A 24,451-nucleotide genomic window follows, 5' to 3' on the forward strand; every position below is an offset into this window, starting at 1 on the left:
GTTTATATCTGAAATAGTTCATACAGAAGACTCCTTTTTGTTAAAATTATACTATAAATTCAACTTTGCAACAGAACGAAGACTCACCTACAAAATCAATTGAACATTTAAAAAATATAGTTACGATAACTATAAAGATACACATTCTAAAAAAATATAAATGTTTTAAATACTTATATAGGTACTATATTGTTTATCTTTACATTAGTTTCAAGTATTGCACTTGCAACTAAATTTATTGTGTTTATCGTGATTTTCGTTTTTCTAGTAGTTAACGCTATAATGTAGTATATGATGACAAGGAAGCGTTGAATATAATTTACTTTTACATATTTATATAAAATTACATCATATTTCCTTATTAAAAATTAATATTATTAAGAAAAAATTATAGGAAAAGCGGTAGCGGATAAGCTCTCTCTTTTTTTATGATTAGAACTTGATAATAGTTTATTAACATGTGTTTTAAGATGCTGTGAGAAACCTTAATTTGCATTAAAAAAGCAATTATTAAGTCAAATTATTATCATGTTTAATTCTATAAACTGTTTGTCTTGTTATATTAACTTCTTTTGAAATCTTAGTAATTGATTCACCTCTTTCTAACATTTCCACAACTCGATGATAAATAATACGCTTTTGAGGATCTTTCGCATTAGGTGAATATAGTAATGGCCGTCCTTTATATACCCCTTTTTCTTTTGCTACTTTAATCCCTTGTGCTTGTCTACGTTTACTTTCATTTCGTTCTTGTTCTGAAACCATTGCTAATATTTGAATGATTAAATCTTTCATAAATTTATCTAATAATGGATTACCAATCACTTCATTCATCATAGGTAAGCTAGTAATCATCAATTGAACTTCTTTGTCTTTTAAATAATTAACTGTGTTAATCACCTCATCATAATTACGACCTAAACGGTCAATAGACTCTACAACAAATCGATCTCCCATTCTCACAAAGTTAAGTGCTTCTTGAAATACAGGTCTATTTTCAACTGATTTGCCTGATTGCTTCTCTGTAAATATTTTCTCTACGCCAAATGTTTTCAAATTATCTAGCTGTCTCTCTAGATTCTGATCTATCGAAGATACTCTCGCATAACCTATAATCATTCATTTTCACTCCATAATTAATATACACCCTAATCATACGTTTAAGTTACTATAAATTCAAGAACTTATTCTGTATGATTAGGGTGTATCCTGTCTAACTTTTATCTTTCTTAAAACTCAGTAATATTTTTTATTTATCTTTATTTTCTTGGTTATTTAACTTATTGAGATAACGATAGATTGTTGTACGTGAAACTTTCCATTGCTCTGCAATAGTTTTAATCGGGGTTCCATTATCATAAAGTGTTTTGAGTAAAGTCAAATCTTGTTTATTTAATTTTTCGGGTCGACCTCCATAGCGTCCTCTAGCACGAGCTGCCATTCGCCCCGCTGAAGAACGTTCTAAAATTAAATTACGTTCAAACTCTGCAAATGCTGCGAATAAATGAAATAACAATTGTCCTGTAGAACTTGATTTATCCATTGTTATATTTTCTTCTAAACTATGAAAACTCACGCCTCGATTATTAAGTTCATTAACTAATGTGATTAAATCTTCCATGTTACGTCCTAATCTATCTAGTCTCCAAACAACAATCGTATCTCCTGACCTCGCAAATTCAATAGCTTTATCTAAACCAGGACGTTTACTTCTTGATCCACTTATATGATCGCTAAATATCTTTTCACAACCATATTGATTTAATCGATCTTCCTGCAAATTCAAATTTTGCAAACCAGTTGAGACTCTTGCATAACCTATTTTCAAAATACAAACCTCCTATGTAGATTTTCATTGTACCATAACTTAATTCTAACCATATTTATGAACATATATTTTCTGTTGGGTTATTGAACACTAAAATATGTATACTAGCTATATATCTAGATATAAAAAGAGAGTGTACAGAAAATGGTTATTTTCTGGACACTCTCATATTTAATAAAATATTTTAAATGTTATTAACAAAACTAATTTAATAAGAGTCAAGCATAGTTTACATATGTATTATGTTTGAAACATATCTCTAATTACTTTTTACTAATATCATTTAAAATGTCTCGCAATTCTTCAATTTCTTTGTTATTTAATTCTTCATTTTTCGCAAAATTCAGCACTAAACTTTTCATGTCCCCTCCATACAGTTTATTAAGAAAGGTTTTAGCAGTTTTCATTTTAATATCGTCTTCTTTAATATTTGATGAGTAAAAATAAATATTCTCTGATTTGTATCGTTTTATAATCTCTTTTTTATATAGTCTTGTGATTAATGTTCTAATCGTTTTATCGCTAACTTCTTTATATTTTTGAATTTCAACTACAATTTCATTAGCTGATACTGATTTTTTATCCCATATTATATTCATAACATCCCATTCAGCCATAGATATTTCAACTTGCTTATTGGCCATTTAAAACACCCATTTCTTTTAATATTTTTTCACTGATTAATTCAGCATTTTTCCCAGACGGCTTTCCATCTGATAAATGTGTAGCAAAATAATACTTATCATGATTTGTAATTACGTAACCTACAAACCACCCATTATTATACTTCCCGTTTACTATACCTGTACCTGTTTTCCCATACAGTTCATACTTTTCATTTTTCTTAATCAATAATGAAGAAGATAATTGATTCTTTGCTTTTTTACTAAAATGGTTATTTTGTTCCATCATATTTTTAAAAACTATTACTTGTTCAAGATTAGATATTTTCAAACTATCTTCCATCCAATAGCTTTTATAACTTCCCAAGTTTTCATTACCATAATTTAATTGCTTGAGTTGAGCCGCAGTATAGTTCTTTGGTATTTGATTACTAATACGTTCGAAGTACCAATTAACTGAATTTTGCATTGCTGTATTTAAATCTTGTTCCTTATTCCAAGACTCGAAAGGATAATGTTTATGATTCCATGACATACGTGAATTTTTATCACTTATGATATGATGGTCAAGTCCAAACATCGCTAAATAAATTTTATAAGTTGAATCAGGAGAATATCTCTTTCTACTTTCTTTTTCATTATAAATATAGTATTTGTCTTTCTTCATGCTGTACATGACGAAAGATCCACTATTTGAACCAAAATTTTTACTTTCATCTAAAATTTGGTGATCGTTCTGTAAGGGCTTTTTATAATTATAATCAGTTATGGATTGCCCCATCAAAAACTGGCTTTGAATTACCATGAGCAAAAAAGTAAAAATACAAATAAAAATTGGAATTAATTTGGACTGTTTTTTCAAATTGGCTTCTTTTATATTAATTAATCTTCTTTTGAGTAATGACTTTTTACCATTAAATGAATGGCTTAATATATTTTTATTAAAAAATGGAATATTTAATACGGAGTCCATAATAGATTCCGCATAAGTTTTAAATTCATTTTTGTTAATATTATTAAGAACAAATCTATCGGCTTCTACTTCATTGTCATGAATTATCTTTCTTTTTACAATATGTATTAATGGATTGTAACTCATAACAATAGAGAAGATATTAAAGATAATTAAATGTAAAGTATCTCTATTTTTAGCATGAGCATATTCATGCAATATTATATATTTTAGTCTTTTGTCAATTACACTTTTAAAATATGAACTAGGAATCAAAATAATATATTTCCCATACCAAAAAGTTATTGGAGATTGAATAGTCTCTGCTTTTCGAATCACAATATTTTTTTTATATTGATGGTTGAAAAGTATCGTATCTATTTTATTTTTTTCATTTTCGTTTAGATAAAGTGACTGTCTCTTTAAATATTTAAGATATAATAAGGATTTCAAAAATTTAAAACTTAAAATAATAACCAAAACTATCCAAATAACTGTGCAGATATTATCAATTGAATCCCAATTAAACTTATGGATATCTGTTGTGAACTCTTGAACAGGTTTGGTGGTATTTATGTTATGGTTCAAGTCGTGTGACCTACTTTCAACTGTGGGCGATTGATTATTCACATTATTAAATTTTATAAAAGAGAATTTAATTGGGATAAAAGGAATTAATCCAGCAAGCACAGTTAGATACCAAACTTTATAATTTAAACTATAATTAAAATAGCGTTTTAATATATACCTAAAAAATACTAACAATAGAAATATAAAACAAAAGCTTACTACGCTCATTATTAGTAATTTAGCCATTTTGACACCTTCTTTCAATTATTTATAATAAACAATTGACACCAATATTACAATTGTAATATTATTAATTTGTAAAAATTACAACTGTAATATTGGAGGGTTTATTTTGAAAAAGTTAATATTTTTAATTGCAATTGCTTTAGTTTTAAGTGCATGTAATTCAAACAGTTCACATGCCAAAGAGTTAAATGATTTAGAAAAAAAATATAATGCTCATATTGGTGTTTATGCTTTAGATACTAAAAGTGGTAAGGAAGTAAAATTTAATTCAGATAAGAGATTTGCCTATGCTTCGACTTCAAAAGCGATAAATAGTGCTATTTTGTTAGAACAAGTACCTTATAATAAGTTAAATAAAAAAATACATATTAACAAAGATGATATAGTTGCTTATTCTCCTATTTTAGAAAAATATGTAGGAAAAGATATCACTTTAAAAGAACTTATTGAGGCTTCAATGGCATATAGTGATAATACAGCAAACAATAAAATTATAAAAGAAATTGGTGGAATCAAAAAAGTTAAACAACGTCTAAAAGAACTAGGAGATAAAGTAACAAATCCAGTTAGATATGAGATAGAATTAAATTACTATTCACCAAAGAGCAAAAAAGATACTTCAACACCTGCTGCTTTCGGTAAGACTTTAAATAAACTTATCGCAAATGGAAAATTAAGCAAAGAAAACAAAAAATTCTTACTTGATTTAATGTTAAATAATAAAAGCGGAGATACTTTAATTAAAGACGGTGTTTCAAAAGACTGTAAGGTTGCTGATAAAAGTGGTCAAGCAATAACATATGCTTCTAGAAATGATGTTGCTTTTGTTTATCCTAAGGGCCAATCTGAACCTATTGTTTTAGTCATTTTTACGAATAAAGACAATAAAAGTGATAAGCCAAATGATAAGTTGATAAGTGAAACCGCCAAGAGTGTAATGAAGGAATTTTAATATTCTAAATGGTTCTGTTGCAAAGTTGAATTTATAATATAATTTTAACAAAAAGGAGTCTTCTGTATGAACTATTTCAGATATAAACAATTTAACAAGGATGTTATCACTGTAGCCGTTGGCTACTATCTAAGATATGCATTGAGTTATCGTGATATATCTGAAATATTAAGGGAACGTGGTGTAAACGTTCATCATTCAACGGTCTACCGTTGGGTTCAAGAATATGCCCCAATTTTATATCAAATTTGGAAGAAAAAGCATAAAAAAGCTTATTACAAATGGCGTATTGATGAGACGTACATCAAAATAAAAGGAAAATGGAGCTATTTATATCGTGCCATTGATGCAGAGGGACATACATTAGATATTTGGTTGCGTAAGCAACGAGATAATCATTCAGCATATGCGTTTATCAAACGTCTCATTAAACAATTTGGTAAGCCTCAAAAGGTAGTTACAGATCAGGCACCTTCAACGAAGGCAGCAATGGCTAAAATAATTAAAGCTTTTAAACTTAAACCTGACTGTCATTGTACATCGAAATATCTGAATAACCTCATTGAGCAAGATCACCGTCATATTAAAGTAAGAAAGACAAGATATCAAAGTATCAATACGGCAAAGAATACTTTAAAAGGTATTGAATGTATTTACGCTCTATATAAAAAGAACCGTAGGTCTCTTCAGATCTACGGATTTTCCCCATGCCACGAAATTAGCATCATGCTAGCAAGTTAAACGAACACTGACATGATATATTAGTGATTAGCTATATTTTTTACTTTGCAACAGAACCATATTTAGCAAGTGAAGTGTGGTTTATCATATGCAAAAATCCCACTACTGTCCAAAGCAAAGTAGGGTTTTTATTTAATATACAAAATACAAAGCATTTCTATATTGACAAAGGATAAAAATCATACTAACTTATGAATATATGAGCATATATTCATAAGTTAGTATGATTTTCTTCGAGTAACAAAACATTAATTGAAATTTTATATTTTTTAACTCTATAGTTATAAAAACAAAAATTCAAATTATAGAAAATATTTTTCATCATTAAAAAGAGGAGGGATTAAATGGAAAACGATCACAATCATAATCATACACATGGCGCGAACAAAAAGACTTTATTAATTAGTTTTATTATTATTACAAGTTACATGATTGTCGAAGGGTTAGGTGGTTTCTTTACTAACAGTCTTGCGTTAATTTCAGATGCTGGTCATATGTTAAGTGATTCTATTTCTTTAGGTATTGCTTTAATTGCATTTACTTTAGGAGCGAAGCAAGCTAATACAAATAAAACTTTTGGCTACAAAAGGTTTGAAATACTAGCAGCTGTACTTAATGGTATTACTTTGATGTTAATAGCTATCTATATTTTTTATGAAGCTATTGAGAGATTTAAAAACCCCCCTGAGGTAGCTTCTACAGGCATGTTAATTATCGCCTTGGTAGGCTTGTTTATTAATATTATTGTGGCTTGGATAATGCTGCGCGGGAGCGATGTAGAAGAAAACTTAAATATGCGTGGAGCATATTTGCATGTAATAAGCGACATGCTTGGATCTATAGGTGCAGTTATAGCAGCCCTTCTCATTATATTTTTTAGATGGGGGTGGGCGGATCCTTTAGCAAGTGTGATTGTAGCAATTTTAGTACTACGTAGCGGCTTTTATGTAACAAAATCAAGTCTTCATGTATTAATGGAGGGAGCACCAAGCAATATAAATACAAAAGACATTATTAAAACTATTAAAAAATTCAAAGAAGTTAAAAATATTCATGACTTTCATGTTTGGTCAGTAACTAGCGGATTAAACGCGTTATCTTGTCATATTGTTGTAGAAGATACAATGACCATTACTGAAAATGAGTTTTTACTTAAACGTATAGAACATGAACTCAATCATCAAAATATTCAACATGTCACAATACAGACTGAAACTTCTAACAATAATCATAGTGAAAAATTGTTTTGTATCGTGAAAGAAGAAGACAGTCAACATCATCATTAAATAAACAGCCATTATTTTTTAATAATGGCTGTTTATTTAATTATTCCAATATATTTAATATATCTTTTTTGTTATTTTCAAATCCCACGTAATATTTAAACAACTTTTTTTTACCCCAAAAAATTTTTTTATAAAAAACAAATAAGGGAACAATTCGGTTGCCTGATATTTTTTTCATTTCTTCTTCTAAGTCCAAATTTTGACTTACATCTTTATGACTATAACTAATCTCTTGAGAGTTTAAATACCTTTTTGATTCTTGGCAATCAGAGCATGTAGGTCTTGTGTAAAGCTCAAGTTGTATATTTTTATCCAAATATATCTCTCCTAATATAAGTTTTAGCATACATTTTATACAAGTGTACCTCTTAAAACAAACTATAAATATTAATTTTTTATATGAAACTTTTGTATTGACTTATACCTACTAGGGGTATAATATAGATTCCAACAAGAGATACCCCGTTAGGGTATATGAGGAGGGGTGAAATTGAACACTACTACTGTTAAAAACAATGACGCATTGCTCAATAGACTCAAAAGATTAGAAGGACAAATGCGCGGTTTACAATCAATGATAGCAGAAGATAGATATTGTATAGATGTACTAGTACAAATAACAGCAATACAATCAGCCCTAAAACAAGTGGGTTTTATAGTAACTGAAGACCATATATCTAATTGTGTAAGTGAAGGTATTAAAAATGGCAACGGAGAAGAAAGTATCAAAGAATTGATGGTTGTATTAAAACAATTTTCAAAATAGGAGGAAAGAAATAATTGAGTGAAAATATTAAAAAAACCTCATTAGGTATCACAGGCATGACATGTGCAGCTTGCTCGAATAAAGTAGAAAAAAATCTAAATAAATTAGATGAAGTTAACGCTAATGTAAATCCTTCTACAGAGAAAGCTACAATTGAATATAACCCCAATGTTACATCATTAGAAGATATTGCAAATACAATTCAAAAAACAGGTTATGGAGTTTTAACCGAAAAAGTGGATCTCGATGTAATGGGAATGACGTGTGCAGCTTGTTCGAATAAAATCGAAAAAGTTTTAAATCGAATCTCAGGTGTAAATAAGGCTACAGTTAATTTAACCACAGAAAGTGCTACTGTAGAATACAACCCTGATATGACGTCTGTAGATGAATTTCAACAACGTATTAAAAACCTAGGGTATGAGGCACAACCTAAAAAAGAAGCATCAGAAAAAAGTTCCCAAAAAGAAAAACAATTAAAACGACAGTTAATTAAATTAGTTGTTTCAGCTGTTTTAGCAGCTCCATTGTTAATGACAATGTTCGTTCATTTATTTGGTATTCAAATACCACATATATTTATGAACCCGTGGTTCCAATTTGTATTAGCAACGCCTGTTCAATTTGTTATTGGTTGGCAATTTTATGTAGGCGCTTATAAAAACCTTCGTAATGGGTCAGCAAATATGGATGTTCTTGTCGCTTTAGGTACAAGCGCAGCCTTCTTTTATAGTATTTATGAATCGATTAAGTGGTTAATTAATACAAATTATGAGCCACACCTATATTTTGAAACAAGTGCTGTATTAATTACTTTAATTCTTTTCGGAAAGTATTTAGAAGCACGTGCTAAAACACAAACAACAAATGCGTTAAGTAAATTGTTGAATTTACAAGCTAAAGAAGCACGTATATTACGCAACGGTGAAGAGACTATGGTTCCTTTAAGTGAGGTAAAAGAAGGAGACTATTTAGTTATCAAACCAGGAGAAAAAATACCAGTAGATGGCAAAATAATTAAAGGTATGACTTCAATTGACGAGTCAATGTTGACAGGTGAATCTATTCCTGTTGAAAAAATGCAAAATGATAATGTTATAGGATCAACAATGAATAAAAATGGAGCAATTACTGTTGAAGCAACAAAAGTTGGTAAAGATACAGCTCTTGCCTCCATTGTTAAAGTTGTCGAAGAAGCGCAAGGTTCTAAAGCGCCAATACAAAGACTAGCAGATATTATTTCTGGATATTTTGTACCTATCGTTGTAGGTATCGCGATTTTCACATTTATTATATGGATTTCATTAGTTCAGCCGGGACAATTTGAACCAGCCTTAGTTGCTGCAATAGCAGTATTAGTTATCGCTTGTCCTTGTGCGTTAGGCTTAGCTACGCCTACTTCTATAATGGTGGGTACCGGAAAAGCTGCTGAAAATGGCATTCTATTTAAAGGTGGAGAACACATTGAAGGTACACACGCTATTAATACAGTTGTTTTAGATAAAACTGGCACTATAACAAATGGCACACCTGAAGTCACTGATTTTAGTGGAGATGATCAAACATTACAATTGTTAGCTAGTGCAGAAAAAGGTTCTGAACACCCACTAGCTGAAGCTATCGTAAGTTATGCTAAAGAAAAATCATTAGAATTTTTAGAAGTAGACCATTTTGAAGCTATACCAGGGCGCGGTATAAATGCAACAATTGATGGTAAAGAACTTTTTGTCGGAAATCGAAAACTAATGAGTGAAAAAGGAATCCAAACTAATGAAGCTGAAACAAATCTCGCTCAATTTGAAAAAGAAGGAAAAACTGCAATGCTTATAAGCGTAGATAACGAATTGAGAGGGGTTGTCGCTGTAGCTGATACAGTTAAAGATACTGCCCAACAAGCTATTCAAAAACTTCATGAATTAGGTATTGAAGTTGCTATGTTAACTGGTGATAACAAACGTACCGCACAAGCAATAGCAAAACAAGTTGGTATAGACACGATTATTGCAGAGGTTTTACCAGAAGAAAAAGCTTCTAAAGTAGCAGAAATTCAATCTGAAGGTAAAAAAGTAGCTATGGTTGGAGATGGTGTCAATGATGCTCCAGCACTAGTTAAAGCAGATATTGGTATTGCCATTGGTACAGGTACAGAAGTTGCAATCGAAGCTGCTGATATAACTATTTTAGGAGGAGACCTTTTATTAATTCCAAAAGCAATAAAAGCAAGTAAATCTACAATTCGTAATATTCGCCAAAATCTATTTTGGGCGTTTGGTTACAATGTTGCAGGTATCCCTATAGCAGCAATTGGTCTGCTAGCACCTTGGGTTGCGGGAGCAGCAATGGCTTTAAGTTCTGTAAGTGTTGTCACAAACGCTTTACGTCTAAAACGTATGAAATTATAAGAATCTTATATTTCTTGAAAGGAGGTGACAACATTGACTAACGAAGTTATTAATGTAGAAGGTATGAGCTGTGACCATTGCAAGCATTCAATTGAAAAAGCATTAAATGGATTAGATGGTGTAACATCTTCAGAAGTAAGCTTGGCGAATGGGAATGTGGAAGTTGAATTTGATGAAAATCAAGTAGCTTTCAACGACTTTAAAGAAGCTATTGAAGATCAAGGTTACGATGTAATTAAATAATTTAAATAGTTGGGCATATCGTTTAATGATATGCCCTTATTAAAAATTAAGGAGGATAAAAATATGAATCATAATCATGAATATCATTCAAACAAACCCGAAATTAAAGCAAATGTTGTATATAGAGATGGTAATATAGAAATTACGTTAGAAGATGAATTTAATAATGCCCCATTATTAGATACTATGCATGAAAAAGAAATGCATTTCGTTTTAGTATCTAATGACATGGAGAAATATTACCACCTACACCCTCAAAAAAAGCATGAAGGTTTATTTATAATTAACCAACAATTAGAGCCAGGAACTTACCAGGCTTTTGTTGATGTTACACCAAAAAACCATGTGTATTCCGTTCATCCTATTGAACTGCAAATTGGAGATAAAATAACCTCTACAACATCTTTAAATTCTGATAAAAATTGGGTAAAAGTTAACAAAGGAGTTCATGTAACTTTAAATTCTATAAGTGCTAAAGAAGATGAACATGTCCCTTTAACTTTCAATACAGAATTAACTCCCCAACCTTATTTAGGAGCTTTAGGACATGTGATTATATTTGATGAGCAATTAACTGATTATATTCATGTTCACCCAGAATCACCTGATTCTACAACCTTTTATGCTCATTTTCCTAAAAAAGGGATGTATAAAATTTGGGCAGAATTTAAATTTAATGATGAAGTGCATAGATTTACTTATAATATTAAAGTTGCATAAATCTATTAGCAAAAGCTTAAAAATCAGTAAATTGTAAAGAGTTATTTAGATAATACAAAACGCTTTATAAAAAATCGAAAATTTAAGATAGAAAGTTGATGAAGAAAGTATCAAAAAATTGTAGTGGTTGTTTATATTGCAACATTCACTGAATTTTTATAGTTAATAACCTATTATTTAAGGAGTAATTTATTGATTAAGTTTGAATATTTTGAGGAGAAAGATTTTGATTTATTAATAAACTGGATAAACTCTCCTGAACTTTTAGTCAAATGGGCAGGTACAGATTTTAATTATCCCCTAGATGAAGAACAATTAAAGGAATATATTAAAGACACAAATAAAGAAAATTCTAGTAAAATAATTTATAAAGTTATCATTGAAGAAAATAATTCAAAAAAAATTATAGGTCATATTGCTTTAAATAATATAGATTTTAAAAATTGTTCCGCCACGTTAAGTAAAGTTTTAGTAGGTGATCCGCAAATGCGTGGCCAAGGATTAGGCCCTAAAATAATAAAGAAATTATTGAAAAAGGCTTTTGAAGATTTGGGACTACACAGAATTGAATTAGGTGTTTTTGCCTTTAATAAATCAGCTATTAAAAGTTACAAAAAGATTGGATTTATAAAAGAAGGAGAAAAAAGAGACTTTAGAAAATTAAATGGAGAATATTATAATTTATGGCAAATGAGTATGTTAGAAAGCGAATGGTCTTGAATAATTTTAAACAAAAATAGTCCTCTTATTTTAATAAGAGGACTATTTTTGTTTATTTAGAGCGTACTCAAAAATGACATTTTGTATATAAAATTTATTTTGATTCATAAGTAATTCAGCTAATGACTTCTATTTTATTAATTTTAGCTATATATTAATATAGAAATAATAGTAAACATCTAATTAACTAAGATAGACAATTACAAAGACTTTACACTAAAATTCTTCTGAGTATGTTGAGGGGAATTATTGACAGAATTATCTTTTTTACTGTTTTAAATCTTTCACATATCTTTCCAATGCTAAATAATCTACACACATTGATTCAAAAAATGAAACTTTTTTTATCACAGCATTTTTATATACTTTTTGGGCTTTATTTACGATTCTTTGATTTTCTTGCCTAATAAAAATTAATTGGTTAGTTAATAAGTTATAATATTCTAAATCTTGCTCCTTTATGTATTGCATATCTATTTTAGAAAGATATTTATCAGGAACAGGTATCATATTTAAAAATAATAGATATCCTAATCTATTTTGAATATTATTAACCTCAAACAATTTTATTGATAGTTGATTATTTAGTTTTTTATTTTCTTTAGGGGAACTTAAGGGGACAAAATAATTAAGATCATTAATAGATAATACAACTCCTAAATAAGGACGAGTGGATTTATTTAATAATACTCTCTCATCTACATTTCTTAATTCATTAATATAATCTTCATCAACATAGTATAATTTCATAATTTCTCCTACAGTATAAAAATAAAGCGACCAAATATTTGGTCGCTTTTCAATGTCTACTTGTGGCAAGACCTCTCCATTTTTTCAATTCCAACTTTTAGCATGGACTCTCTATTTTTTCAATGTCTACTTGTGGCAAGACCTCTCCTATATACATTTTAAATTTTAGCACTGTATAAATCATATGTCAATTTTTTATCTTTATATTATATTTCTCAGAACCGTTCAAATTGGTTTTCTAAGAGAAAAATGATTAAAGATTTACTAACTGATTTTTCATTAGAAATAAAGCAGGTAGACGCTTGGTACAAAATACTTTCTACACCGATACAAATCCACAATTGATTGGAAAGAGTAAAATCCTTTGACAAGCTAATTACCGTATTGTTGATAGTATAAGAAAAGACTTATTAACCAAAAAAATCCTACAAAATCAATAATAATAGTCTTTTACATTTCTCCACCAACCAATGTTATAGTCCAATTAACGAAAATGATTAGCAAAGTAATGATCCCTCTCTGCGACTAGATTGATTCTTGATAGATAGGCGAACTATATATATCATGTTCTAATATACGACCTTTGATAAGTTATTTTCTCTTAATCTAAATTTGTTATCATTTTTTCTTTTTAAATAAATTTTTGGTAATAATAAATGCAACTACATATAACTCAACTGTTACCATTAATGGTAACGTGAAAAGACCCATATACATAAATATATCATTTGCGTGCATTATTCTATCCCAATCATCAACGACACTGATGAAGTTCCACACAAAATACCCTGTAGGGACCCCAAATATTATTAAACCTATAATCATTTTTAACAGTAATTGTTTATCTCTTAGACTCATCGTAGCTATTTTAATGTCTTCTAACGTTAACCAAGATTTTTTTTGAGATGTACTAATTTTTAAATCCTTTATTCCTGTTATATCTTTTTCTGTCTGATATCCTAAGGCATCTTTTAGAATTAATTTATCTCTACCATTAATACTCACTCTATCTATAATTTCTCTTTCAATAATACAATTATTTACATTTTCTGCAAAATAGTTTTTTCTACGTCGTTTTCCTACAAATGGAAATATAAAAATAGGGAATAATAACGAATAAAGAACAAGTAATATAGCTGGCAAACTAATTTTATCCCAATCTGTTATATATTTAATCACTTCTTCTTTAGGATATGCACTGAGTGAATAAAAAATCATTGCTAACAAGTACATTAATGCTACTAGTGTTATAAATATGTATAAAATTATATTGATTATCAGTGTTTTTACTCTTTCCATCTTTTGTCTTTTATATAAAATATTTTGACTTAGAATTTGAATAAGCGCATATATAATATATATTACTGCAAAAATCCCTACTTCGTTAAAATTCTTGTATAGGTCAATCAAGAAATCCATATTTTTGAAATACACGTTAACTCCTCCAATTAAAGTGTATAACAGGTTACTAAGACTTATAAATTTTTGCTTAAGTTATGCCATATTCTCATATAGCCCATAAGTTCTGTGTATTCAGACTTCAACATACCGTTAAGTAAATCATAAACATCATCAAATTCTTTATTTATAATTTCATAAACAACTTTTGTTTTATTTCTATACATCCACTCTGCCACGCGTTCTGTTTCACTAGTACCATCTTTTAAAGTAACGGGTTTAACTTCAATTTCATTTAATTGTTTAAGTATCTTATTTTTACTCCAATGTACATTATTTAAATACTTCTTCTTTTTCAAATCAACAAACTTTTGTAAATTATTATTTATCGGTTGTTCATTATTAATATCAGGAACCTCCCACATTTTCGTATAATAAGACAGATTTAAAACAATTTTCTTAGTATCAAAAATATTAAAAATATTTTTGATATCTAGTATATCTAAATATTCATTAGAAAAACGTATACAGTTTTCTAAAAAATTACTATATTCTTTTTTCAGAAGTTCATATTTTTCTTTAGGTTCTGTTGCAAAGTAAAAAAATATAGCTAACCACTAATTTATCATGTCAGTGTTCGATTAACTTGCTAGCATGATGCTAATTTCGTGGCATGGCGAAAATCCGTAGATCTGAAGAGACCTGCGGTTCTTTTTATATAGAGCGTAAATACATTCAATACCTTTTAAAGTATTCTTTGCTGTATTGATACTTTGATACCTTGTCTTTCTTACTTTAATATGACGGTGATCTTGCTCAATGAGGTTATTCAGATATTTCGATGTACAATGACAGTCCGGTTTAAGTTTAAAAGCTTTAATTACTTTAGCCATTGCTACCTTCGTTGAAGGTGCCTGATCTGTAATTACCTTTTGAGGTTTACCAAATTGTTTAATGAGACGTTTGATAAACGCATATGCTGAATGATTATCTCGTTGCTTACGCAACCAAATATCTAATGTATGTCCCTCTGCATCAATGGCACGATATAAATAGCTCCATTTTCCTTTTATTTTGATGTACGTCTCATCAATACGCCATTTGTAATAAGCTTTTTTATGCTTTTTCTTCCAAATTTGATATAAAATTGGGGCATATTCTTGAACCCAACGGTAGACCGTTGAATGATGAACGTTTACACCACGTTCCCTTAATATTTCAGATATATCACGATAACTCAATGCATATCTTAGATAGTAGCCAACGGCTACAGTGATAACATCCTTGTTAAATTGTTTATATCTGAAATAGTTCATACAGAAGACTCCTTTTTGTTAAAATTATACTATAAATTCAACTTTGCAACAGAACCAATAATATTTAGAACAATTTAGACATTAAGTCATAATTCTAATATTTATAGAAATAACGAATACTTTGAATCATGATAAAATATTTATTATATACATTTTTGCATTCCTCTACTAACCAGTGTTATAATCTAATTAACAAAGTTATTAAGCATAATACACCAATCCCCTCACTATCGGAAGTAGTGAGGGGATTTTTAGGTGTGACTATAGTCGCCTATTTTTTCCTATCGTTGCGATTGCGTAGCCAATGCGCAAATAATGCGACGATACAACCACTCGTTGCTGTGGTCATGATGTGAACAAAGTTATCAAGCATAATTACACCTCCTCTCTACGTCTAGATTGACGCCTGAGAGTTAAGCGACTCATATATTATATCATCTCTGAATATTCGATAGTAGATAACTCCCGATAAGTCATTTTATGTTATATCTTTGCTTATTTTATAGTATCAAGACAAGAAGAAACTCGTTTCACTCGTTTCAAAAACCCTCCTGATTTTTAGAGAAAAACTCTCTTATTTCATCGTCTTTAATAAAATAATATGCCATCTTTCCCTTTTTATAAAAATCAAGCACATCATTTTTATATAAAAGTCTTAAATGATGTGAAGTTGAAGCAACACTCATTTTCAATATCAAAGAAATATCACAAACACACAACTCATCTTCTTTAATCAAAGATAATATAATTTTCAATTTCTTCTCATCACAAATCTTTTCTAAAATGTTAAGTAATTTCTTAGATTTATCATCTTCTAAAAAACTTAAGGCATTGTTAACTTTATCCTCATGTACACAGATCACATCACAAGCATTTTTATAGCTCATATAAAATCACACCCTAAATTAAAATATAAATCCTAAAATTGTTTGAATAGTGTCATTTTCTATAATGATAAATAAACCTAAAGCTATATAAATAACAGCCATAATCCAACGACCAAATTTCTCAACAATTTCTCCAACTCCTGGAATATTAGCTAATTTTTGTGCAGTAAATACCAAGAAGAAAATTAAAATTAAAAAGACAAACAAAGTAATTAATAAATTAGTAACACTTAATGTCACAAAATAGGGAACAAATACACCAATATTATCAGCGCCACAACTTGCTATCGTAATAATTGCAATCGTACCAACTAGTTTAGACAATCCTTTTTCATTCAATTCTTTTTTAGCTCTCTCTTCTCCGTCACTATCACCATAAATAGCCACTTTAATTCCTAAATAAATCGGTATTAACCCTAATAATCCTAATATCCATTTTTCAGGAACATAATTTAAGACAAAGGCAAAGAATAAACTTATGACAATCAATGCCACAGATCCTACATATTGACCAATATAAATATCTCGATATTCTTTCCTAGTCTTTGCTCTAGCAAAGAACATTAATAAAATCACTAATAAGTCTAATGCTGTCACAATATAAAGAATAGCAGCAGTTACAATAGTCTGAATCATAATTACACCTCATTCAAAAATATTTTTGAATATATTATAACTTATTTTTTTTAATAATCATAGGTGCTTTATTCCAATTGCTTTATTGACGTTGAGCCTCGGAACTTTTAACAAACTCAAAAAATAGTCGAATGGTTGGCATATAATCATGAATTTTAAATGTTTTCTTTAAACCAAAGATAATATGGAATCAATATGTTCACTCCGGTTCTGTTGCAAAGTTAATTTTATAGTATAATTTTAACAAAAAAGGAGCGTTCTCTATGAATTATTTTAGATATAAGCAATTTAATAAAGATGTAATAACTGTAGCCGTTGGCTATTACTTAAGATACGCGCTTAGTTATCGTGATATATCTGAAATACTAAGAGAACGCGGCGTTAACGTTCATCATTCAACGATCTACCGTTGGGTTCAAGAATATGCTCCTATTTTGTATCAAATTTGAAAGAAAAAGCATAAAAAAGCTTATTATAAATGGCGCGTTGATGAGACATACATTAAAATAAAAGGAAAATGGTGCTATTTATATCGTGCCATTGATGCAGATGGTCATACATTGGATATTTGGTTACGTAAGAAACGAGATAATCATTCAGCATATGCGTTTATTAAGCGACTTATTAAACAATTTGGTAAACCTCAAATGATAATTACAGACCAGGCACCTTCGACGAAGGTGGCAATGTCTAAGTTGATTAAAGATTTTAAACTTAATCCCGACTGTCATTGTATATCTAAATATCTTAATAACCTCATTGAGCAGGATCACCGTCATATTAAAGTGAGAAAGACGAGATATCAAAGCGTCAATACGGCAAAGAATACACTCAAAGGTATTGAATGTATTTATGGTCTATATAAAAAGAACCGTAGGTCTCTTCAGATCTACGGATTTTCGCCGTGCTACGAAATTAATCACATGTTGGCCAGTTAAGGGAATACTACCATGTTAAAATGATAATTAGTTATATTTTTTCTGACTTTGCAACAGAACCAAATATATTTTATAATAAAAAACGTTATCTAGCTTGGTATGCTAGATAACGTTAGGACTCAAGAGTTAGTAGATTGTGATTTCAACACCAGTGTGTGTCGAAACAATTAAATATATAAAGATATGTTTATAACTCTATAATATTTATTGTTTTTATGCAATGTTTTTGGTTTTTTGAGACTCACCGTGTAATTTTTATAACAACTTATGTTTGCGTAATAATTCTTCAATGAAAGTACCTTGTATTTTTTTCATCGCATTTTTCAAAACTGAACGTTTAAGGAAGTTATTATTAACTAATTCAGGTAATGATTTACGATCATTTAATTGATAATAAGCATCCATAAGTACACGTGCATCAAATTCAGAAGCATACACTTCAGGTACACCCCTATCTATTTCTAATAATTGATATACAGCTTCCATAGCTGTACGTACAGAATATTCAGTTGTGAATACTGTATCACGTTCTGTTTCAGCAAAGTTACCTATAAAGGCTAAGTTTTTAGAACCATTAGGAACAACCAGTGGACGATCTTTATATGCTCTCGGCATAAAGTACGCTGTCACATAAGGCATATAAACAGGGATCGTATTGCATTCTGTTTGTGCTAATTCAACTAACTCATCTTTTGGCACTCCCATATGATATAACCACTCTTGACAGATTTCACTACCTGTACACTCAGTAATTGGTTTTTTAATGAAATCTCCTTTAACATTAGAATATAGTGCATATATCCATACACTTACCTGATCTTTAGGTTGCTCCTTAAATTGTTGTTGACGATTGACTGTAAAACTAAGTTGCCAACTTGAATCTACTACCGTTACAATACCCCCAGTAACAGTACGTCCAGATAACACATCACGTTTACTTAATTTTTCAATATAAGAAATTACTTTTTTATTATTTGTTGTTGTTGTTGCAGATACGAGCCAACTTTTATCTGGAATATGATCACAGAATTTTTCAGGTCTTCCAAATTCTGGACTTTGATTAGCTAAATTTTTCCATAATGTCCAACTACCTCCCAATGCTTTCGTTGGTGGAGCAGGATGGTCATTATCCCCATAAGTTGAACTTTCTGTTATACTGCCGTTCGTTACAAAAACAAGATCGTCTAATGTTAAAGGTATAGATTCTGTTTTACCATTTTTGTTTACAAGAATCTCTCGTGCAATTTTCGTAGATGATGTTGAATCAACCAATATATTGTCAACTTGAACACCATATTCAAAATGCACGCCATGTGACTTAAGATATTCTACCATTGGCAATACTAAAGACTCATATTGGTTATATTTAGTGAATTTTAAAGCACTAAAATCTGCCAAACCACCAATATGGTGAACAAAACGCATAAGATACCGACGCATTTCCATTGCTGAATGCCAAGGTTCGAAAGCAAACATTGTTTTCCAATATAACCAAAAATTAGAAGTTAAAAAATCTTCAGTGAAAACTTCGCAAATTTTAACATTTTCTAAATCTTCTTCTTTTTTCATACATAAACTTAAAATTTCTTTAATAGCTTTTTTAGACAAGGTAAAATTGCCATCAGTATCAATACGTTTACCGCCACTATAAATGGCTCTGCATTTAGAATAGTTAGGATCTTCCTTATTCAACCAATAAAATTCATCTAAAACGGATGCATCAGGTTGTTCTAATGATGGAATACTTCTAAATAAATCCCATAAACATTCAAAATGATTTTCCATTTCTCTACCACCACGTACGACAAAGCCATGATGCTGCATATTAATACCGTCTAAACTTCCCCCTGAGATGTCTAATTCTTCTAAAATATGGATATTTTTACCTTTCATTTGACCGTCACGAATTAAAAAACATGCTGCTGCTAGTGAAGCTAAACCTGATCCAATTAAATATGCTGATTTTTTATCAACATTTTCAGGTTTTTTTGGACGTGCAAAAGCTTCATAATTGCTATTAGTATAGTACATAAAAAAACTCCTTCTTACATAAGTAAAAGTTCTCAATGCTCTAACTTGCTATATTTTCATTATACACTTTTTTATACATATTTCCAAATATATATTAGTTTTATTTATATTTATTATCTATAATAAATATTGGTATGAATCAGCTACAAATCATGCGGTTGTTTACTTTCTACAACAAGGCACACCATTTATTTATCAAGGACAAGAAATTGGAATGACGAACTTTCCGTTTACAAATATAGAGCAATTTAACGATGTATCTGTTAAAAATGAATACCTTATGGTTAAAGAAGAAGGCGGAAACACTGATGCATTATTAGAGAAACACCGCATGGAAAACAGAGATAATTCTCGAACTCCAATGCAATGGAATAATGAAGATTATGCTGGTTTCTCTAATGTTGAACCTTGGTTCCCAGTCAACCCTAACTACGTTTCAATTAATGTCGAACAACAAGAAGCGGATGATCATTCTATATTGCAATTTTACAAAGATTTAATTCAACTTAAAAAATCAGATGACACCTTTACGTATGGAGAATTCAACTTAATTGATTCAGAAAATTCCAGTATCTTTGCATATACTCGCACATTAAGTAATAAAACAGCAGTCATTGTCGGTAATCTAACAAATCAAACAGCAAGTCTAAAAACTGATCTTAAATTAAACAAGGGCGATTTAAAATTGCATAACTATGATACTGAAATTAATACAGATAATATAAAACCCTATGAAGCATTTGTTACTATTATTTAGTTAATAAATTTATTCAGTTGACAATTATCCAAAATCCAAACCCACTCATAACGATATAAATTTTAATTTGAGTGGGTTTGGATTTTTTTAATTATATATTATTCACCTTTTTTGTCTAACTTTTAAATTGAGTATTAATAAAATCTCCTATATTATGTGAATAATCATATTTTTATTCTTAATTAATCTTTATATCAAGAAAATCATACAATTGATAGCTCTAAGCATTCTATATTTTCAATTTTTTTCTAATTAGAGAAATATGTTCACTTATCATATTTCTTTGTTTATTCAAGAATTCGAGGTGTGCTCCAAGTATACTTTGTATGTCTATTTTATTTTGATAGAGCATGTCAGTGTTTTTTTGAATTTCTTTTAATGGCATATTTAAATTCCTTAGACACTGGATAAATTTAATCATTTCGATATCGTCGTCTGTGTATAAACGCTGGTTATTGCTGTCTCTATGGATGTGTTTCAATATATTCTTTTTCTCGTAATAACGTAGTTTGCTTTTAGGTATTTTGCAATAATCTGAAACATATTCAATATAGTATTGGGTCATGTAAGCATATCCTTTCTCTTAAACCAAGGTTTAATTGATATTGTATTATATATAAACATGAATAAGGAGGAAAGACAATGAAAAAATCTTTAATTGTTGTCACAAACATTGCGAAATACGATAATTTAGAAAGGCCTACAGGTGCGTGGTTCTCAGAGGTTACGCACTTTGCAAAAGATTTCTATGACGCAGGTTATGAGGTTGACTTCGTAAGTCCCAATGGTGGATATGTACCTCTTGATCCAGTTAGTCTTAGTCCTGAAATGATGAGTACTGAGGACTGGAAATACTATACGAATCATGAGTACATGAATAAATTTGGACAAACGCTATCTCCGAAAGAGGTTAATCCTAATGACTATCAAGCCATTTACTTCGCAGGTGGACATGGTGCGATTTGGGATTTAAGAAATAACAAAGAACTCAATGACATTGCTTTAAGTATTTACAATAATCAAGGCGTTCTTTCATCTGTATGTCATGGTGCTGTTGGTTTACTAGACATTAAAGAAAATGGCGATTACCTCGTTCATCATAAAGACGTGACTGGTTTTACAAATAGTGAAGAACAAGCAAATGGTACAACTGAATACATGCCATATTTATTAGAAGACGAATTTATTAGTAACGGTGCACATTTTAAAAAAGAGGATGACTGGAGTAATTTCGCAGTCGTAGATGGTCGCATTGTCACTGGTCAAAATCCTCAATCAGGACATGCAGTTGCTGAACACGCTTTAAAAATCTTAGCTAATCAATAATTTTAAAAAGGAGCGATACACATGAAATCATTAATTATTGGCGCTAATGGTGGCGTCGGTCAACATCTCGTACGTAAACTAAATGCACGAGATGTTGATTTTACGGCCGGTGTTAGAAAAGAAGAACAAGTTGAAGCTTTAAAAGCAGATGGTATCGATGCAACTTACATTGATGTTGCAAAACAATCTATTGATGAATTAATAGAATTATTTAAACCGTATGACCAAATCCTTTTTTCTGTCGGTTCTGGTGGAAGCACAGGTGACGATCAAACAATCATAGTAGATTTAGACGGTTCAGTGAAAGCAATTAAAGCAAGTGAACACGTCGGTCGTCAACACTTTGTTATGGTATCAACGTACGATTCACGTCGAGAAGCTTTTGATGCGTCAGGCGACTTGAAACCATACACCATTGCTAAACATTATGCGGATGACTACTTAAGACATGCAAATTTAAAATATACCATCGTGCATCCAGGCGCATTAACTAACAATCATGAAACGCAACAATTCAATATGAGTGCTCAATTTGAAAATGTACAAAATCCGTCTATCACGAGAGAAGATGTAGCAGAAGTGCTTGTTTCTGTGTTAACTGATGAAACATTACAAGGTCACGAATTCCAAATCATCAATGGTGATTTGTCATTATCAGACGCTACTACTAAATATCTGGAGGAATAATCAATGAATAATCAACAAGTTGTACTTGCAAAACGACCACAAAGTATCCCTCAAGACGATGTATTTAGATTTGAAACAATAGAAACTCGAGAACCACATGCAGGTGAGGTTCAAGTAGAATCCATTTATGTATCTGTAGATCCTTACATGAGAGGCAGAATGAATGATACAAAAAGTTATGTTCAACCTTTCCAAGTGAATGAGCCATTACAAGGTCATATTGTTGGAAAAGTCACACAATCGAACGATGAACGTCTATCTGTTGGCGATTATGTCACAGGCATATTACCATGGAAAAAGATAAATACAGTGAATGGAGACGATGTGACCCCTGTGCCATCAAAAGATGTACCATTACATTTATATTTGAGTGTTTTAGGCATGCCGGGAATGACGGCCTATACAGGATTGCTTCAAATTGGTCAACCAAAATCTGGCGAGACGGTTGTCGTGTCAGCTGCATCAGGTGCAGTAGGATCTGTCGTAGGACAAATTGCTAAGATTAAAGGCGCAAAAGTTGTCGGTATTGCTGGTGGTAAGCAGAAAACAACATATTTAACAGATGAATTAGGATTTGATGCGGCCATTGACTATAAACAAGATGATTTCGCACAGCAACTCGAAGCGGCTGTACCAGATGGTATTGATGTGTATTTTGAAAATGTAGGCGGCGTAATTTCTGATGAAGTGTTTAAACACTTAAATCGATTTGCACGCGTTCCGGTATGTGGTGCAATTTCAGCATATAATAATGAAAAAGACGATATTGGACCACGTATCCAAGGAACGTTGATTAAAAATCAAGCATTGATGCAAGGTTTTGTAGTAGCACAATTCGCTGATCATTTTAAAGAAGCAAGCGAACAACTCGCACAATGGGTGTCTGAAGGTAAAATTAAATTTGAAGTGACGATAGATGAAGGTTTTGACAATTTACCTTCTGCATTTAGAAAGTTATTCACAGGAGAGAATTTTGGTAAACAAGTTGTCAAAGTCGCTGAAGAATAGGAGAAGACTATGAAAAATATCATAGTAAGATTCATATTTAGTTTAATGTTTTATAAAAGTGGTGTTGCACACTTTAAAAATAAAGATATGTTTTTAAAAATCGTGCCGTCCTATTTACCTTTCAAACACGCAATAGTTAAGTATTCGGGCATATTAGAATTTATAATTGCTTTTTATGTACTCGGTGCTAAAAATAGAGCACGCGTAAGAAAAGTAGTACAAGGATTCCTTTGGCTCGTATTTCCTGCAAATATTTACGCTGCACGTAAGAACATCTCTTACAAAGATGAAAGAGATGAAACAGATAGTGTTAAGCAGCATGTCATTCGTTTACCATTACAATTTGTCATGCTCGCACTTGCGAAACTATTATAAGACTTATCATAGCCACGCCTGGAACATTACTTTTGTTCCAGGCGATTTTTTAATATTTACACTTAAAATTGACGTATATCAAATGATTCTCTTGAAAACGCTTATGTGCTCTTTGTTTAAATAAGTTCATATCAGACATTTACTTTTCAATTTTTCTATAGTGATAAGCTTCTAAATTAAGAAAAGCATAAGTTAATTTGCTTGTATGAGTGTAAGAAGAAATAAAAAATGTATTTTATCATGTGATGCTATCGCAACATTGTAACATTAATGTAATAACGTGACCTGTAAGA

At 30.4% G+C, this 24,451-nt stretch carries 26 protein-coding genes and 2 pseudogenes; 14 read left to right on the forward strand and 14 right to left on the reverse strand.

The window, feature by feature from the left end:
• Window positions 1-510: 510 nt before the first annotated feature.
• From ACZ267_RS11530 to blaR1, 4 genes are all read right to left on the reverse strand, one after another.
• Window positions 511-1,119, reverse strand: coding sequence for a recombinase family protein (locus ACZ267_RS11530; protein ID WP_002380765.1), 609 nt, complete (start codon window positions 1,117-1,119; stop codon window positions 511-513).
• 130 nt (window positions 1,120-1,249) lie between these two features.
• On the reverse strand, window positions 1,250-1,828 hold the full coding sequence (locus ACZ267_RS11535) for a recombinase family protein (RefSeq protein WP_001829991.1): 579 nt from the start codon (window positions 1,826-1,828) through the stop codon (window positions 1,250-1,252).
• A gap of 263 nt (window positions 1,829-2,091) precedes the next feature.
• Window positions 2,092-2,472: a penicillinase repressor BlaI gene (gene blaI, locus ACZ267_RS11540; RefSeq protein WP_001284653.1), complete on the reverse strand. Its 381-nt coding sequence runs from the start codon at window positions 2,470-2,472 to the stop codon at window positions 2,092-2,094.
• On the reverse strand, window positions 2,462-4,219 hold the full coding sequence (blaR1, locus tag ACZ267_RS11545) for a beta-lactam sensor/signal transducer BlaR1 (protein WP_001096386.1): 1,758 nt from the start codon (window positions 4,217-4,219) through the stop codon (window positions 2,462-2,464). The genes blaI and blaR1 overlap by 11 nt, the downstream gene beginning before the upstream one ends.
• A 106-nt stretch (window positions 4,220-4,325) precedes the next feature.
• Between blaR1 and blaZ the strand changes: the two genes are divergently transcribed.
• The 3 genes from blaZ (at window position 4,326) to ACZ267_RS11560 (ending at window position 7,198) form a co-directional block, all read left to right on the forward strand.
• The gene (gene blaZ, locus ACZ267_RS11550) at window positions 4,326-5,171 is read left to right on the forward strand and encodes a penicillin-hydrolyzing class A beta-lactamase BlaZ (RefSeq protein WP_000733274.1); all 846 of its coding nucleotides are present in this window, start codon (window positions 4,326-4,328) and stop codon (window positions 5,169-5,171) included.
• A 66-nt stretch (window positions 5,172-5,237) separates the two neighbouring features.
• Window positions 5,238-5,912, forward strand: a complete 675-nt coding sequence (locus tag ACZ267_RS11555) for an IS6-like element IS257 family transposase (protein ID WP_031792704.1) — start codon at window positions 5,238-5,240, stop codon at window positions 5,910-5,912.
• A gap of 344 nt (window positions 5,913-6,256) precedes the next feature.
• On the forward strand, window positions 6,257-7,198 hold the full coding sequence (locus tag ACZ267_RS11560; protein ID WP_001831389.1) for a cation diffusion facilitator family transporter: 942 nt from the start codon (window positions 6,257-6,259) through the stop codon (window positions 7,196-7,198).
• A 40-nt stretch (window positions 7,199-7,238) separates the two neighbouring features.
• On the opposite strand, the gene ACZ267_RS11565 is transcribed toward ACZ267_RS11560, so the two are convergent.
• On the reverse strand, window positions 7,239-7,514 hold the full coding sequence (locus tag ACZ267_RS11565; protein WP_001831374.1) for a glutaredoxin family protein: 276 nt from the start codon (window positions 7,512-7,514) through the stop codon (window positions 7,239-7,241).
• 174 nt (window positions 7,515-7,688) lie between these two features.
• Here ACZ267_RS11565 and ACZ267_RS11570 point away from each other — a divergent pair, with 174 nt between their 5' ends.
• The 5 genes from ACZ267_RS11570 (at window position 7,689) to ACZ267_RS11590 (ending at window position 12,049) form a co-directional block, all read left to right on the forward strand.
• The gene (locus tag ACZ267_RS11570; protein ID WP_001831396.1) at window positions 7,689-7,964 is read left to right on the forward strand and encodes a metal-sensing transcriptional repressor; all 276 of its coding nucleotides are present in this window, start codon (window positions 7,689-7,691) and stop codon (window positions 7,962-7,964) included.
• Between the two features lie 14 nt (window positions 7,965-7,978).
• The gene (locus tag ACZ267_RS11575; RefSeq protein ID WP_001832797.1) at window positions 7,979-10,366 is read left to right on the forward strand and encodes a heavy metal translocating P-type ATPase; all 2,388 of its coding nucleotides are present in this window, start codon (window positions 7,979-7,981) and stop codon (window positions 10,364-10,366) included.
• Between the two features lie 33 nt (window positions 10,367-10,399).
• Entirely contained in the window at window positions 10,400-10,609 is a 210-nt protein-coding gene (gene copZ, locus ACZ267_RS11580; protein WP_001831373.1) for a copper chaperone CopZ, read from the forward strand.
• A gap of 63 nt (window positions 10,610-10,672) precedes the next feature.
• Window positions 10,673-11,329, forward strand: a complete 657-nt coding sequence (locus ACZ267_RS11585; RefSeq protein ID WP_001831384.1) for a hypothetical protein — start codon at window positions 10,673-10,675, stop codon at window positions 11,327-11,329.
• A 192-nt stretch (window positions 11,330-11,521) separates the two neighbouring features.
• Window positions 11,522-12,049 carry a GNAT family N-acetyltransferase gene (locus tag ACZ267_RS11590; protein ID WP_001831394.1) on the forward strand — a complete coding sequence of 176 codons (528 nt, stop codon included), beginning with the start codon at window positions 11,522-11,524 and terminating at the stop codon, window positions 12,047-12,049.
• A gap of 267 nt (window positions 12,050-12,316) precedes the next feature.
• Here the strand turns inward: ACZ267_RS11590 and ACZ267_RS11595 are convergent, their stop codons facing one another.
• The 7 genes from ACZ267_RS11595 to ACZ267_RS11625 form a co-directional block, all read right to left on the reverse strand.
• Entirely contained in the window at window positions 12,317-12,868 is a 552-nt protein-coding gene (locus tag ACZ267_RS11595; protein ID WP_002488419.1) for a type III toxin-antitoxin system ToxN/AbiQ family toxin, read from the reverse strand.
• Window positions 12,869-13,417: 549 nt separating this feature from the next.
• Complete coding sequence (locus ACZ267_RS11600) at window positions 13,418-14,233, reverse strand: hypothetical protein (protein ID WP_001832799.1); 816 nt, start codon at window positions 14,231-14,233, stop codon at window positions 13,418-13,420.
• Between the two features lie 41 nt (window positions 14,234-14,274).
• The gene (locus tag ACZ267_RS11605) at window positions 14,275-14,556 is read right to left on the reverse strand and encodes a hypothetical protein (RefSeq protein WP_237643891.1); all 282 of its coding nucleotides are present in this window, start codon (window positions 14,554-14,556) and stop codon (window positions 14,275-14,277) included.
• A gap of 282 nt (window positions 14,557-14,838) precedes the next feature.
• The gene (locus tag ACZ267_RS11610) at window positions 14,839-15,513 is read right to left on the reverse strand and encodes an IS6-like element IS257 family transposase (protein ID WP_001105987.1); all 675 of its coding nucleotides are present in this window, start codon (window positions 15,511-15,513) and stop codon (window positions 14,839-14,841) included.
• Window positions 15,514-15,784: 271 nt separating this feature from the next.
• On the reverse strand, window positions 15,785-15,886 hold the full coding sequence (locus tag ACZ267_RS11615) for a type I toxin-antitoxin system Fst family toxin (RefSeq protein WP_100206259.1): 102 nt from the start codon (window positions 15,884-15,886) through the stop codon (window positions 15,785-15,787).
• A gap of 166 nt (window positions 15,887-16,052) precedes the next feature.
• Window positions 16,053-16,400, reverse strand: coding sequence for an ArsR/SmtB family transcription factor (locus ACZ267_RS11620; RefSeq protein WP_002467551.1), 348 nt, complete (start codon window positions 16,398-16,400; stop codon window positions 16,053-16,055).
• Between the two features lie 18 nt (window positions 16,401-16,418).
• Window positions 16,419-17,036 (reverse strand): CadD family cadmium resistance transporter, encoded by a 618-nt coding sequence (locus ACZ267_RS11625; RefSeq protein ID WP_002467537.1) that lies wholly within the window; start codon window positions 17,034-17,036, stop codon window positions 16,419-16,421.
• A gap of 263 nt (window positions 17,037-17,299) precedes the next feature.
• On the opposite strand from ACZ267_RS11625, the pseudogene ACZ267_RS11630 reads away from it, so the two are divergent.
• Window positions 17,300-17,974: pseudogene (locus tag ACZ267_RS11630) on the forward strand (IS6 family transposase).
• Window positions 17,975-18,229: 255 nt separating this feature from the next.
• On the opposite strand, the gene ACZ267_RS11635 reads toward ACZ267_RS11630, so the two are convergent.
• A complete protein-coding gene (locus tag ACZ267_RS11635) occupies window positions 18,230-20,005 on the reverse strand; it encodes an oleate hydratase (protein ID WP_002467542.1) in 1,776 nt (591 codons plus the stop codon).
• A gap of 121 nt (window positions 20,006-20,126) precedes the next feature.
• Here ACZ267_RS11635 and ACZ267_RS11640 point away from each other — a divergent pair.
• Window positions 20,127-20,762: pseudogene (locus tag ACZ267_RS11640) on the forward strand (alpha-amylase family glycosyl hydrolase); the annotation flags it as partial.
• Between the two features lie 229 nt (window positions 20,763-20,991).
• On the opposite strand, the gene ACZ267_RS11645 reads toward ACZ267_RS11640, so the two are convergent.
• Window positions 20,992-21,327 (reverse strand): MerR family transcriptional regulator, encoded by a 336-nt coding sequence (locus ACZ267_RS11645; RefSeq protein WP_017636295.1) that lies wholly within the window; start codon window positions 21,325-21,327, stop codon window positions 20,992-20,994.
• A gap of 77 nt (window positions 21,328-21,404) precedes the next feature.
• Here ACZ267_RS11645 and ACZ267_RS11650 point away from each other — a divergent pair, with 77 nt between their 5' ends.
• The 4 genes from ACZ267_RS11650 to ACZ267_RS11665 are packed head-to-tail and all read left to right on the forward strand — an operon-like array spanning window position 21,405 to window position 24,158.
• Window positions 21,405-22,088: a type 1 glutamine amidotransferase domain-containing protein gene (locus ACZ267_RS11650; RefSeq protein ID WP_002467549.1), complete on the forward strand. Its 684-nt coding sequence runs from the start codon at window positions 21,405-21,407 to the stop codon at window positions 22,086-22,088.
• 21 nt (window positions 22,089-22,109) lie between these two features.
• Entirely contained in the window at window positions 22,110-22,775 is a 666-nt protein-coding gene (locus ACZ267_RS11655) for an NAD(P)-binding oxidoreductase (protein ID WP_046464509.1), read from the forward strand.
• 3 nt (window positions 22,776-22,778) lie between these two features.
• The gene (locus ACZ267_RS11660) at window positions 22,779-23,783 is read left to right on the forward strand and encodes an NADP-dependent oxidoreductase (RefSeq protein WP_046464510.1); all 1,005 of its coding nucleotides are present in this window, start codon (window positions 22,779-22,781) and stop codon (window positions 23,781-23,783) included.
• Between the two features lie 9 nt (window positions 23,784-23,792).
• Window positions 23,793-24,158: a DoxX family protein gene (locus ACZ267_RS11665; protein ID WP_129323311.1), complete on the forward strand. Its 366-nt coding sequence runs from the start codon at window positions 23,793-23,795 to the stop codon at window positions 24,156-24,158.
• Window positions 24,159-24,451 lie beyond the last annotated feature (293 nt).

Source organism: Staphylococcus sp. AC872 (assembly GCF_979255425.1).